The sequence below is a fragment of the Brevibacillus parabrevis genome, assembly GCF_022701015.1.
GTDB lineage: Bacteria > Bacillota > Bacilli > Brevibacillales > Brevibacillaceae > Brevibacillus > Brevibacillus parabrevis.
The window spans coordinates 5,715,861-5,729,324 of the sequence record NZ_CP064090.1 but is presented as its reverse complement, the minus strand read 5'-3'; the positions used below and the strand labels follow the sequence as shown (position 1 = coordinate 5,729,324).

At 53.0% G+C, this 13,464-nt stretch carries 13 protein-coding genes; 11 read left to right on the top strand and 2 right to left on the bottom strand.

The window, feature by feature from the left end:
* Window positions 1-140 precede the first annotated feature (140 nt).
* The 11 genes from IRJ17_RS26235 (at window position 141) to IRJ17_RS26185 (ending at window position 10,718) form a co-directional block, all read left to right on the top strand.
* A complete protein-coding gene (locus IRJ17_RS26235) occupies window positions 141-887 on the top strand; it encodes a stalk domain-containing protein (RefSeq protein ID WP_122962822.1) in 747 nt (248 codons plus the stop codon).
* Between the two features lie 173 nt (window positions 888-1,060).
* Window positions 1,061-1,741 carry a response regulator transcription factor gene (locus IRJ17_RS26230; RefSeq protein ID WP_122962823.1) on the top strand — a complete coding sequence of 227 codons (681 nt, stop codon included), beginning with the start codon at window positions 1,061-1,063 and terminating at the stop codon, window positions 1,739-1,741.
* Complete coding sequence (locus IRJ17_RS26225; RefSeq protein WP_242772409.1) at window positions 1,731-3,215, top strand: HAMP domain-containing sensor histidine kinase; 1,485 nt, start codon at window positions 1,731-1,733, stop codon at window positions 3,213-3,215. The genes IRJ17_RS26230 and IRJ17_RS26225 overlap by 11 nt, the downstream gene beginning before the upstream one ends.
* The gene (locus IRJ17_RS26220) at window positions 3,212-4,582 is read left to right on the top strand and encodes a sigma-54 interaction domain-containing protein (protein WP_173596054.1); all 1,371 of its coding nucleotides are present in this window, start codon (window positions 3,212-3,214) and stop codon (window positions 4,580-4,582) included. Before IRJ17_RS26225 ends, IRJ17_RS26220 begins: the two co-directional genes overlap by 4 nt.
* A 233-nt stretch (window positions 4,583-4,815) precedes the next feature.
* The gene (locus IRJ17_RS26215) at window positions 4,816-5,745 is read left to right on the top strand and encodes a S66 peptidase family protein (RefSeq protein ID WP_173596055.1); all 930 of its coding nucleotides are present in this window, start codon (window positions 4,816-4,818) and stop codon (window positions 5,743-5,745) included.
* Window positions 5,742-6,956 (top strand): M20 metallopeptidase family protein, encoded by a 1,215-nt coding sequence (locus tag IRJ17_RS26210; protein WP_242772407.1) that lies wholly within the window; start codon window positions 5,742-5,744, stop codon window positions 6,954-6,956. The genes IRJ17_RS26215 and IRJ17_RS26210 overlap by 4 nt, the downstream gene beginning before the upstream one ends.
* Window positions 6,957-7,056: 100 nt before the next feature.
* Window positions 7,057-7,509 (top strand): Dps family protein, encoded by a 453-nt coding sequence (locus IRJ17_RS26205; protein WP_122962828.1) that lies wholly within the window; start codon window positions 7,057-7,059, stop codon window positions 7,507-7,509.
* 179 nt (window positions 7,510-7,688) lie between these two features.
* The gene (locus IRJ17_RS26200; protein WP_242772405.1) at window positions 7,689-8,180 is read left to right on the top strand and encodes an RNA polymerase sigma factor; all 492 of its coding nucleotides are present in this window, start codon (window positions 7,689-7,691) and stop codon (window positions 8,178-8,180) included.
* A complete protein-coding gene (locus IRJ17_RS26195; RefSeq protein WP_242772402.1) occupies window positions 8,171-9,157 on the top strand; it encodes a hypothetical protein in 987 nt (328 codons plus the stop codon). Before IRJ17_RS26200 ends, IRJ17_RS26195 begins: the two co-directional genes overlap by 10 nt.
* 155 nt (window positions 9,158-9,312) lie before the next feature.
* Window positions 9,313-10,245, top strand: coding sequence for a type I pantothenate kinase (gene coaA / locus IRJ17_RS26190; protein WP_229049841.1), 933 nt, complete (start codon window positions 9,313-9,315; stop codon window positions 10,243-10,245).
* Between the two features lie 32 nt (window positions 10,246-10,277).
* Complete coding sequence (locus tag IRJ17_RS26185; protein ID WP_122962830.1) at window positions 10,278-10,718, top strand: 2-thiouracil desulfurase family protein; 441 nt, start codon at window positions 10,278-10,280, stop codon at window positions 10,716-10,718.
* Window positions 10,719-10,840: 122 nt separating this feature from the next.
* Here IRJ17_RS26185 and IRJ17_RS26180 read toward each other — a convergent pair whose 3' ends face one another.
* Both IRJ17_RS26180 and IRJ17_RS26175 read right to left on the bottom strand, forming a co-directional pair.
* Entirely contained in the window at window positions 10,841-12,364 is a 1,524-nt protein-coding gene (locus tag IRJ17_RS26180; RefSeq protein WP_242772399.1) for a glycine betaine uptake BCCT transporter, read from the bottom strand.
* Window positions 12,365-12,461: 97 nt separating this feature from the next.
* Window positions 12,462-13,331 carry a LysR family transcriptional regulator gene (locus IRJ17_RS26175; RefSeq protein ID WP_122962832.1) on the bottom strand — a complete coding sequence of 290 codons (870 nt, stop codon included), beginning with the start codon at window positions 13,329-13,331 and terminating at the stop codon, window positions 12,462-12,464.
* Window positions 13,332-13,464: the final 133 nt, after the last annotated feature.

Genomic DNA, 13,464 nt, shown 5'->3' with positions numbered 1-13,464 from the left:
GGTGCGAAACAGGATGTCTCCGGAATTTGGCAAGGAAAAAATGCGATGTTGACATACTCTCGACACGATCAATAGGTAAAGTAAGTTATGTACATAGCGACATGATAGGAAAAAGACAACCGGGAGAAGGAGGACTTTTCATGTTCAAAAAACAGTATCTAGCAGTTTTCTCAGCGGTGGTTCTTGCGACGAGCTTGCTGCCGACTGGCTCTCAGGCAGCGACTGGAACAAAAAACTTGCAGGCAAAGTACAACAATATCAAGGTCTTGTATAATGGTGCTACTGTTCCGACTACGATCGAACCATTTATCGTAAACGGAACCACTTACATCCCGCTTCGCATGATGGCAGGCGTGTTCAACAAGGAAGTCGAGTGGAATGGCACGTCCTACACCATCACGGTAAAAGATCAGGCAGATGCGCAGCATGCAGCCGAGTTGTCCGCGCGTGACGCCCAGATTCGCACCTTGCAAAGCAAGATCGACACGCTGAACCAACAAATCTCTGATCTGGAAGACGATTTGGACGATGCGAAAAACAAAGACGATGACGACGATGTAGATGACCGTATGGACGATCTGGAGGATGCCCTGAATGACGACTACGGAGATTTCCGTGGCGTTGAATGGGATATCACCCTGAGCGGCGACGAGGATGACATCGACGTAGAAATCGCGCTTGACTTCGATGAGTACGAGGATGAACTGGATCAATCGGACTTCGAAGACCTCGTGGAAAATGTCATCGAAGACATTTGGGATGAGTTTGAAGACGCTGACGTAACAGGCGAAATCGTAGACTCCAGCAACAACGACAAAACGGAATACGACTTTGATGGCGATGCCAGCGATGAAGAAATCAGCTTCGAAGACGATGTTATCAACTAATCTTTTCTAAAGAAAAGCCTTGCTTCCCGAAAAATGGGGCAAGGCTTTTTTCCTATTTTCCAAAAACCGCAAATCCAAATATAAAAAGAAAGAGGTAAACTGATAGTATTAGGAGTACGTATTGGAAAGAGAGGAACCATGCGAGCAATCGCGAATGGGAGAAAAGGGAGCCTATGAAAAGCATTTTGTTGGTAGAAGATGAACTGGTAATCTCGCGCGTTTTGAAGGCGTACCTGCAAAAGGAAGGCCATCAGGTCTGGCAAGCTGACGATGGAATCGCCGCCATTCGGCTTTTTGACGAGAAAAAGCCGGATCTCGTTCTTTTGGATGTCATGCTTCCGGAGCGAAGCGGCTGGGAGATTTTACAGTATATTCGCGAAAAGAGCGCCTGTCCCGTGATCATTTTGACTGCGCTGGGGCAGACCGATCAAAAGCTGAAAGGGCTGAACCAGGGAGCCGATGACTATATAACGAAACCGTTTGTCGCTGAGGAAGTAGTGGCGCGGGTCAATGCTGTGCTGCGGCGGTCGGCGATTTTGGTAAAAGATCAGGAGACGCGTTTTTTCGGCAGTCTGAGAATCAACTTCCAGTCTCACCACGTAACCTTGCATGGACTGGAGCTGGTGTTTCATCCTCGCGATCTGTCGCTGCTGCTGTTTTTGGCCCAAAATCCGAATCAGACGTTCACGCGGGAACAATTGATAGATCAAGTGTGGGGAATCGACTTTGCAGGCAGCGATCGCGCTGTGGACCTCGCTATCAAGCGAGTGAGAAAAACATTGGAGAACTGGCCTGCCCAAGAAGGCGAGATCAAGACGCTCCGAGGGGTGGGGTATCAGTTCTGTGTTTACTAAAAAAAACGAGCCTGTCTCGCTGCTGCGCTACTGGACGACGCGCTACCTGCTGACGTTGGTAGTAGGACTGCTCATCGTCGGAGCGGTTTCCGCCTACTGGATCAAATACGCCGCCGTGGAGAAGCAGATTGAAGTGACCAAGCTGTTCGCCGAAGAAGTAGCGGATCGGGTCGTAGACGACGATGGCAACATTTTGGTAGGCGGCAAGCTTCATCAGACGCTGGACAATCGGCGAAAATTTATGGGGGTGGATCGCAACCTCGTTTTGTTCATCAAAGACAAGCAGGGCGAAGTGATCTACAGCCGACCGGGGATGGGCATGCTCCCTCCCGAAATTCAGAAGGTGCTTCCCGGTTTGCTCCAGCAAGCAGACGAGGCAGACAAAATTCGGCAGCCGACAGGAGATACGCTGTACGTCATCAGGAAAAATTTGGAATATAATGACGGCGTAATCGGGAAGGTCATTTTGCTGTTTCCGGAAACAGACATCAAGATCGGCAGGGAGCAGCTACAGTATTTGGTCATCATGCTCGGCAGTCTCGGCGTGCTCGGTTGGGCCGTCATCTACTTCCATTCCAGAAGGTTGTCTGAGCCGATTCAAAATGTCGTGCTGTCTGCGCGCAAAATCGTGGAGGGCAACTACGATGTGACGATTACGAAGCCGATCAAGGAGCGGGAAATTCACGAGCTGGTGTATACTTTCAAGGAGATGGCGGATCGGCTTCGTCAACTGGAAAGCATGCGCACGGAGCTGTTGGCAGGTGTGACCCACGAGTTGAAGACTCCCGTCACTTCGATTAGCGGATTGGTGCAGGCGGTTAACGACGAGGTCGTTTCGGGAGCCGAGCAGAAAGAATTTCTGGAGATTTGCCTGCGTGAAACAAAGCGTCTGCAAAAAATGGTCGAAGACTTGCTCGATTTCAACTCGTTTGCGGTCGGAGCCATTACAGTCCAGCAAGAAGAGCAAAACATCAGCAAGCTGGTCAAAGAAATTGCTTCGCAATGGCGAATCGTCCAGGAGCTGGAAGGAATCGTGTTTGAGATCGTCGTCCCGGAAAAGCAACTGCTGCTGTTTGTTGACTCTGGCCGCGTTCAGCAAATCTTGACGAATTTGTTGAACAACGCAAGACAGGCAGTAGGCAAAGCAGGCGCGCGCGGGAACATCCAATTGGTGATGTACGAGACAGAGCACGCGGTGTGCATCGATGTAAAAGACAATGGCAACGGGATTCCCGTTGAGGAGCAGCCGCTCGTTTTCGAGCGCTTTTTTCGGGGCAGCAACAAAAAAGACAAAGTGCGCGGATTGGGATTGGGGCTGTCCTACTCCCGTCTGATGGCAAAAGCGCTCGGCGGGGAGCTGGTGCTTGCATCCAGCAGTGAGCAAGGCTCTGTTTTTACCCTTGCATTGCCATTGCCCAAGCGAGCGGAGGCAGGCGCAAGCGAGCACGAGACTGGGGGTGGCAAGCGGATATGATCGATTACGAAGCCATTTTGGGGGCGCTTTTTGATATCGTGCACGTCACCGACGAAAAGGGACGGACACTGTATTGCTCCGGGCGCTACGAGGAATTTTTCGGGATTGACCCGCAGGAAATGATCGGGAAGCCTATCGAGGAATTTTATCATTTGGGCTATTTTTCTCCGACCATCACGATGCGGGTCATTCGCGACAGAAAAAAGGTGCATACGATTCAGACGACGCGCAACAACCGCAGATTGCTGGTCGAAGGCACTCCGCTGTGGGATGCGAACGGAGAGTTTTGCGGAGTCGTCAACACGTCGCTTGATATTACCGATCAGGAGCAGCTACAGCAGGTGCAGAACGAGAGGAAGTACGTCGGCGGCATTTTGCAAAGCGAGATGACCAAGGAGAACAGCAGGAAAAAAAGCAAAACGAACCTGATCTACCGCAGCCAGTCGATGGAGCAGGTGACCACGATGGCAGAAAAGCTGGCGCAGGTCGAGTCGTCGATGATTTTGCTTGGCGAGTCAGGCGTTGGGAAGGGCGTCCTGGCGAAATACATACACGAGTGCAGTCCGCGCTCAGGGAAGCCTTTTATCCACATCAACTGTGGTGCGATCCCCGAGACTTTGCTGGAGTCCGAGCTGTTCGGGTACGAAAAAGGCGCGTTTACCGGAGCGGACAAGGACGGCAAAGCAGGCTTGATCGAAAAGGCGAACGGCGGCACGCTGTTTTTGGATGAAATCGGCGAAATGCCGCTATCTTTGCAAGTCAAACTGCTCAATGTGTTGCAGGAAAAAACGATTACGCCTGTCGGCAGTGCGGTCCCGCGAAAAGTCGACGTCAAGCTGATTACCGCCACCAATCAAAATTTGCGGCAGATGGTCAAAGAGGGCAGATTTCGCGAGGATTTGTACTACCGGATTCACGTCGTGCCGCTGGAGATTCCGCCATTGCGGGAACGCCGCGAAGAAATTCCGGTGCTCGTCCATTACTTTCTCCATGTTTTTTCGGAAAAATATTGTTTGGACAGACGGCTGGCCGATGTGTGCTACCGGATTCTTGCGGAGTACGAATGGCCTGGCAATGTGCGTGAATTGGAAAATGTAGTGGAGCGGCTTGTCGTGACTTCACCGGACGTCCTCATCACGCCGAGTCAAATTCCGCGCTATATCCACGGCCACGAGGGCAGCCCTTCAGGGGGAATCAAAGTGGAGCGGGTGATGCAGATGCAGGAGGCGATGGAGGAAGTGGAGCGGCAATTGCTTGAGCGCGCCTACGAGCAGCATAAGACGACGACAAAAGTAGCGGAAGTGCTTGGCATCAGCCAGCCGTCAGCGAGCCGGAAGCTGCGAAAATGGCTATTCACGCGTGAATAAACGCTATTCAGCTGCGAATAGCACGCGAGCCGATGATTTCCGCTTTTAGCGACTCCGATATGCAACGGTGAATAGAGGAGGAGCGAATCGCGAGCAGCCAACGTATTGGCATTGTTTTTGCAATATTACGAAAGTCATCAACAGCATAGTGGCAGCGTACGCGGAGCGTGCCAAGTTGCATGCAACAGGAAGCTGTGAACGGGATCAACCATCGAAAAAGGGAGACGGGTCGGATGAACAAAGGAAAAGCGTTGCGTGCAGGAGATACGATCGGACTGGTTGCCACTTCAAGTCCGGCTACGGAAGAAATGTTGAACAAAGCGATTGCCGGGCTTGTGGAGCTTGGCTTCAAGGTAAAAGTCGGGGAAACGTGCTATGAGACGTACGGCGGGTATTTGGCCGGGACGCCGCTGCAGCGGGCTGGCGAGCTGAACGCGATGTTTGCCGATGATGAAGTGGACGGAATCATGTGCATGCGTGGCGGATACGGGGCGCCGCAAATTTTGCCGATGCTCGATTACGACCTGATTGCGCAAAATCCGAAGCTGTTTGTCGGCTACAGCGACATTACAGCGCTGCACACCGCTTTTGGGCAGCAGGCCGGGCTTGCGACTTTGCACGGCCCGATGGCGACTTCCGATATTGCACACGGGCTGGATGACTGGTCCAAACAGTATTTGCTGCGGGCGATGACGCGACCGGAGCCGCTCGGACCGATCATCAATCCGCCGGGAGAGGACGTTGTCTGTCTCGTAGAAGGGCAAGCGTACGGGCCGATTGTCGGCGGCAATCTCGCTTTGATCGCCACTTTGATGGGCACGCCTTATCAGCTGGATACGCGAGGAAAAATCTTGTTTTTGGAAGATATCGACGAGGAGCCGTACCGCATCGACCGCATGCTGACACAGATGGCGCTCGGCGGGCTGTTCAACGATTGCGCGGGCGTGGTCATCGGTACGTGGACCAACTGCGAGCCGAAAAAACGCGAAGGCTTTTCCGTGTGGGACGTCTTCCAAAACATTGTCGTGCCGTACGGGAAGCCGACCATCTGGAACGTGCAAATCGGGCACGGCGCTTTCAACATGGCTCTGCCTTTGGGCGTGGAGGCTACGCTTGACGCAACGCACGGGGTGTTGGCGATTGAGGAGAGTGTGACGGTATGAGTACAGGGCTAAACGAAGCGTTGCTGCAACGTGCACAAGAGCTGCTTCCGTGGCTGACGGAGGTTCGCCGCGATTTTCACCGATATCCCGAGTTCGGGATGGAGGAGTTCCGTACCCAGGAAAAAATCAGCGCCTACTTGAACGAACTGGGCATTCCGCATGAAAAAGTGGCGGGCACAGGTATCGTCGGAATAATCGAAGGGGCGCATCCGGGTGGTGTTGTCGGGCTTCGCGGCGATATGGATGCCTTGCCGATCTGCGAGGAAAACGCGGTGGAGTACCGCTCCCAGATCGCGGGCCGGATGCATGCCTGCGGTCACGATGCCCACATGACATGCTTGCTTGGCGCAGCGCGGCTGCTCGTAGCGCAGAAGCATCAACTGGCAGGCAGCGTGAAGCTGTTTTTCCAGCCAGCAGAAGAGACGGTAGGCGGGGCGTTGCCGATGATTCGCGAAGGCGTGCTGGACAACCCGCGTGTGGACGCCGTCTTTGGCTTGCACGTATCCCCGGAGCTTGCCGTCGGCAGCATCGCGGTCAAATACGGACAAATGAACGCCGCGTCTGACGATGTACACATCGTCGTCAGGGGAGAAAACGGGCACGGCGCCTATCCGCACAACGGAAGAGACGCGATTGTGATCGCCGCCCACGTCATCACCGCTCTGCAAACGATTGTCAGCCGAAACGTCGATCCGCGCGACTCGGCGGTGCTGTCGCTCGGCATGATTTCCGGCGGGACGGCGAGCAACGTGATCGCTTCGGAAGTGAAGCTGACCGGAACGATTCGGACGCTGGACAAAAAAGTCAGGACGATGGTGAAGGAGCGCGTGCGCGAGGTGGCAGAGCTTGCGGCGCGAAGCCTCGGCGGGGCGGCTGAGGTCGTGTTTGAGGAAGGCTACACTTCCTTGATCAACGACAGCGCCATGGTTGACCTCGTAAAGCAGTGCGGCGAGCAACTGCTGGGAACCGACAAGGTTAAGGTGAATGAGCTGCCCAGTCTGGGCGTAGAGGACTTTGCCTTTTTTGCCGAGCATGTTCCCAGTGCTTTTTACCACCTGGGCGTGCGCAATGAGCAGGCGGGCCTCGTTTATCCCGTTCACCACCCGCGCTTCGACCTCGATGAGCGCAGCCTGATGATCGGCGCAGCCATGCAAGCCTGTAACGCCATGACCTTTTTGCAAAAACAGGCGGCGCAACGCCAAGCAAAATAGCGAGGAAGCTGAATCCGTGGGACGGGTATAGGATATCGCGAGCGGCGGCACAATACAGACGCATATCTTTTTTAGGAAAGTGAAGAGAGGAGCGTCTTTCATGAGCATGACAATGAGTCGGCCCGTCACCGATGTGTTGAATAAGCAGGTTGCCAACTGGTCTGTGTTGTATGTGAAGCTGCACCATTTCCACTGGTATGTAAAAGGCCCGCATTTCTTCACGCTCCATGCCAAATTCGAGGAGCTGTACAACGAAGCCGCGACGTATGTGGACGACCTGGCTGAACGACTTCTCGCTGTCGGCGGCAAGCCTGTCTCGACCATGAAGTCCTGTATCGAGCAAGCTTCCATCAAGGAAGCGGCTGGCGGCGAGTCGGCCGATCAGATGGTGCAAGCAGTCGTGAGCGATTTCACGACATTGATCGGGGAGCTTGAAGAGGGCATCACGGCGGCGGAAGCGGCAAACGACGAAGCGACAGGCGACATGTTTTTGGGAATGAGTGAAAGCTTGCAAAAGCATGTCTGGATGCTGCAGGCGTACTTGGGAAAATAAACGAAAGCAGAAGCAAGCTGATGCCTTTGGTGTCAGCTTGTTTTTATATGAAAATATTTACAAAATAGCTGTAAGAAACAAGCAGATGTTGTATCTAACAGGAGAAGGAGGCGAGAAAGCTGAGGAATAAAGAGCTGCTATCGTCCATCTCGGTTCTCCATGCTACGGCGGAAGTCTCGTTGGAACAATTGGTTGATGACCATCTTTATCGCGTGTATCGCCTGTGTTGTTGGCTGGTCCAAGATCGGCTGGTTGCGGAAGATATCACGCAGGAAGTGTTTTTGCGTGCGTATCAGCATCTGCCGAACTTTCGGGGCGATAGTAAAGTCGAAACCTGGCTGTATCGGATTGCTGTCAATGAATGCAAAAGATATCGACGATCATGGTCATTCCGAAATTTGTTTTACCAGGCAGATCCGCTTGTTCCGGGGTTTACCGAATTGGAAGAGGAAGTCATGCAAAAAGAAGAATGGCGTCAATTGGTTACAACTGTATCCAAACTGCCCTATCGGCATCGACAAATGCTGATTCTCTGCTATTTTGAAGAGCTTAGCGCGGAAGAGATCGCAGAGGTGCTTGGCATCTCGACTGGTGCGGTGTATACGCGATTGCATCGTGTCCGCGAAAAGCTAAAGGCACTTTTGCTAAAGGAGGGAGAGGATTGGACATAGAGAAAGGACTGCGCCTGTTGGCAAAGCGCGAGCAGAAGGCATTCAAGGCGGATGCAGAACACTTGAAGCAAATCGAACAAAACATTTTCGCCCAGGTAAAGGGAAGGAAAAAAAGCGGGTCAGGCCGGATCGCAGCCATTTTGGCGTGCTCGGTTCTCATTGCCGTGACAAGTGCAGGCGTTACGAGCGAGTTTGGCCAGGAGAGCAGCAAAAATTGGTCGCAGGAAAAAGAGAGCGTTCCAGTGAGCGATTATTTCGTTCAAAGGCAGCTGGAAAGCATGAAAGAGCTGCTGTGGGTATATGGAGGGGTGAACATCGAGAAAATGTCACGTTCACCACTGGACGGTGTCTTCCTCGATGCCAAAGAAGCGCTGCTGTTAGAAGACAAGCGCAGGAAGCTTCATGTCGTTTTGTTCCCGGAAGGCTATCAGGCAGACCAAATCAAGATTAAAGAAGACTTCACGCGATCGCACGATATTACGTATACGTTCCAGAACGCCCGTTTGAAAGCAGAACGGCTGCCGCTGCGAGCCAGTGGGCCAACTTATGTGTATGCTTTTCAAAACATTCTTTTTTTGACGAACAACCTGGAATTTCAGGCAGATGTGAAGTATGCCTATGAACTTGCGCAAAAAAAAGCAGCGATGCTCCAGTCTTTTTCTCTTGAGCCGTCTGCCTTTATTTACCTCAGCAATGACAAGCAGGGTCGTATCTACGCTGATTTGGGATGGAGGGAAGAGGCGTTAAAACAAATCGCTCGCCTCTCCATGCAACCAGTTTTCGAGAACAGGCCGTACAAAGGGAGCCTTCCTTCCGTATTTTTAGCAAGGCATAATCCTACCGCAATCGTGATTTACAATGACGGAAAGGGCAGCGATCAGTCTGTTCGCTACCGTTGGGTGGAGCAAACGAAAACCTGGGAATTGGAGGAAAAACAAAGCTTGCCAGCCAAAGACTTCGCGAAACAAGAAAGGTGATATTGCTGTGGGAATGTACTCATTTTCGCAGGGGGAAAGTGTCCGTGATTTGCTTCGGGACATCCCTCTTGTTCCCAAGAGCGGCATGCTAGTGTAAACTTACTTTGTGATGAAACAAAGAAAGCACTTTCATGATGGAAAGGATGTACATTCCCATGGCATCACCCTACGTTACTTTCAACCGCGAGCAGTGGAGAGCACTGCGTGCTTCCACACCGCTAACCATATCAGATGAAGAGCTCTCCTGTTTGCAGGGACTGAATGAAAATATATCTATGACCGAGGTCGCCGACATTTATTTGCCGTTGTCCCGACTGTTGAACTTGTATGTCGGCGGCATGCAGGAGCTGTATCAGGCTACGCATACGTTTTTGGGCAATCAGGACGGCAAGGTTCCGTTTATTATCGGGATTGCCGGAAGTGTGGCTGTAGGCAAAAGCACGACGGCCCGGATTTTGCAGACGCTCTTGTCGCGTTGGCCGAACCATCCCAAGGTCGATCTGGTCACGACAGACGGCTTCCTCTACCCGAACCGCGTCCTGGAAGAGCGGGGCATCATGAAGCGCAAAGGCTTCCCGGAGAGCTACGACCTGCGCCGTTTTATCAATTTTTTGGCCGATGTGAAATCAGGGTTGCCTGAAGTCAAGGCTCCTGTTTACTCCCATCTGGTCTACGACATCGTTCCGGGGGAATGGCAAACCGTTCGCCAGCCGGATATTCTGATTGTGGAAGGATTGAATGTTCTGCAACCGCCAAAAGGCGACGAGCCGCGCATATCCGAAGTCATCGTCTCCGATTTCTTCGATTATTCGATTTACGTGCATGCAGAAGAAAAAGACATTTTGGAATGGTACGTCGAGCGCTTCAAGCTGCTGCGGCAAACGGCGTTTTCCGATCCGAACTCGTATTTCAGACGGTATGCGAGCTTGTCCGACGAAGAAGCGACAGAAGTGGCGACAGGCATCTGGACGGAAATCAACGGGGCCAATTTGGTGCAAAACATTTTGCCGACGCGAGTCAGGGCGCAGCTCATTTTGAACAAAGGGCAAGATCACATGGTGCAAAGCGTCAAGCTGCGCAAACTGTAACGAAAAGCGAATCGCAACGGGAGGGATTGCTTGTGAAAGTGATCAGTGCGTGCCTGATCGGGTGTGAATGCCGTTATGACCAGAAATCGTGCCTGGACAGCGAGCTGGAACAACTGCTGAGGGAGGGCAAAGCAATCCCTGTCTGTCCTGAGCAGTTGGGTGGTCTGCCAACTCCCCGTCCGCCAGCGGAGATTGTCGGGGGAGACGGATACGACGTGCTGGATGGCCGGGCAAAAATTATCGACAACACAGGCCGCGATGTGACGGCCGAATTTTTGGCGGGAGCACAGCAGGCGCTCAGGCTGGCGACAACTGTCGGGGCAACTTCTGCCATTTTGAAGGAAAACAGTCCGTCCTGTGGCAGTTCGTTTGTGTACGACGGCCAATTTTCGGGAAAAAAGGTGTCGGGCATCGGCTTGACCGCCGCCTTGTTCCGCAGAAACGGGATAGAAGTCCAGTCGGAGCGGGACTAAAGCGAAACAGAAGAACAAAGCGGGTGGAGAAAACTTTTGCCTGCGATGCCATGAAAAGCCCGTGTACGCAGCGATTGCTCTGTACGCGGGCTTTTTGTGCTGGCTGACTCCTCATGAGCCATTCACGATTTTTCCAGCAAGCGCTCCAACTTTCTTTGCTGTTCCTTGCGCTGCTTTTTGACAAGCTGGTCTTCTTCTTTGAGCGCTTTTAGCAAGGAGTAGCACATCAAAACCATGATGACGGCAAAAGGCAGGGCAGCGACGATCGAGGCGGTTTGCAGCCCTTCCAATCCGCCGCTGAGCAACAGTACGACGGCAATGGCCGATTGCAGGATGCCCCACGTAATTTTGACGCGATTGGACGGATTCAGCTTGCCGTCCGACGACAGCATGCCCAGGACAAAAATAGCCGAGTCCGCCGAAGTGATAAAAAAGGTGATGACCAAAAGCGTTGCGACTACGGCCAAGATGTAGCCCATGGGAAGCTGCTCCAGAGCGAGAAACAGGGCAGTGGAAATATCGTTCTGCACAGCTTGCCCGATCTGGGCCTGATCAAAAATCTCCAAATGCAGCGCGGTTCCCCCAAACACGGAAAACCAGATGAAGCTGAGCAGGCTCGGCACGAGCATGACGCAGATGACGAACTCTTTGATTGTGCGCCCTTTGGAGACACGGGCGATGAACATGCCGACAAACGGTGCCCAGGCAATCCACCAGGCCCAGTAAAACAACGTCCAGTTCGCCACCCATGTTCCTTGCGTGAACGGGGTGAGTCTGAGGCTCATGGAGACAAGGTTGTTCAAGTAGCTGCCAAGGGTGCTTGTGAAAGTATCGAACAGAAACGAGGTCGGCCCCAGGACAAGCGTGAGGAAAAGCAAGGTCAATGCCAAAATCAGGTTGGTGTTGCTGAGGTACTTGATCCCTTTGTCCAGTCCGGTCGTTGCGGACACGAGAAACAGCACGGTAATGACTACGATAATGGCGATTTGCACGAACAAATTGGAAGGCAAGCCGAACAGGTGAGTAAAGCCTCCGTTAATTTGCAGCGTGCCCAGCCCGAGGGAAGTGGCAACGCCAAAAGCAGTCGCAATGACAGCGAGCACATCAATGCCTTTGCCGATCGGGCCGTTTACTTTGTCGCCAAGCAGGGGGAGAAAAGTCGAGGAGATCAAGCCTTTTGCCCCTTTGCGGAACTGAAAGTAGGCGAGGGCAAGCGCAATGACGGCGTATATTCCCCACGGATGCAAGCCCCAGTGGAAAAAGGCGTAACGCAAGGCCGTCTGGGCGGCTTCGGTCGTTTGTCCGGTCACGCCCGCCGGGGGAGCAAAGTAGTGCGAGATCGGCTCTGCCACTCCCCAAAAAACAAGCCCGATGCCCATTCCGGCACTAAACAGCATGGCAAACCAGGTCGGCAAGGAATATTCCGGCTCGTCGTCATCGCCGCCGAGCGGAATTTGTCCATAGCGGCTAAACGCGAGAAACAGGCAAAAGATCAGAAAACCGAATGTGACGATCAAGTAAAACCAGCCAAAGTTCGTCGTGGTCATCTTCAGCACCTGCGCGGCTGCGCTGGCAAAAAGCTCCGGCGAGATAGCGCCGAACAAGACGATCAGCACCACGATCACGATAGAAATGAAAAAGGTCATACGGTTCCTCCCGGGACAGGCAATATGGCGATAGTTTATCGTCCCGCGAGATTTCCGGGATTATTCCAATGAGATGGCATTAGACATACGGCAGCCTCTATGAAAACGTCTCAATGAACCGCTTGGCGGCTTTGGACAAATGCCGCCCGGATTGCCAGACGACAGCCGCGGACGAGTAAATAGAAGTTCCCGCGAGCCTGATTCCGCGGATTTGTTCGCTCTGATGCGTCTCCCAGGCGGAGATCGGGACGATCGACGAACCGACGGAAGCGGCGACCATGCTGACGATCAGCGAGATATCCGGACACTCGCAGATGACGTGCGGCTCCACGCCCAGCCGGGAAAATTCTTTCACGATCAGATCGTAGATGCCCAGCCCGGGAAGGCTTGGCATGATCAGCGGCAACTGGGCGATTTCACGCATGTGAATCTCGCTGCGATCTGCATAGGGCGAGTCTGCCGGGACGATCAGGACGAAAGCTTCCTCTTCGAGCGGAATCATGGTGCAGTTGTTGAGCGAGTGGGGCAGCCGGACGATGGCGACCTCAATCGTGCGTCGCTCCAGCCATTGATTGAGCAACTGGGTGTCGCCTTTCCAGACTTTATACGTAATGAGCGGATATTTTTGCTGGAACAGGCGAATTTGCCCCGGCAGGCGATAGGCGGACAGAGCGCTCACCCCGATGGACAGCGTCCCGCGAATCCCTTCCCCCGTTTCTTTTACTTCGGACAAAGCTTCTTCCATTTGGTGCACGATATTCAGCGCCTGTCTGTACAGGGTGAGTCCGGCTTCCGTCAACTCCATCCGTTTTCCGGAGCGCTCCACCAGTACGACTCCCAGCTCGTCCTCCATTTGCTTGAGCTGCTGACTCAGCGGCGGTTGGGCCATGTTCAGCCGCTTTGCCGCCCCCGTAATCTGCCCTTCTTCCGCGATCGCGATAAAGTAGCGCAACTGCCGTATATCCACGTAGCTTCCTTCTTTCTGTTGTCATCTATATGATTTCGATATGAAAAGCAGATTTTCTTGATATTTTTCATATTGTTGTCGCTATGATAGCATATTTTTTACGTGAAAGTTGGAGAAGACAACGAAGAAAGAA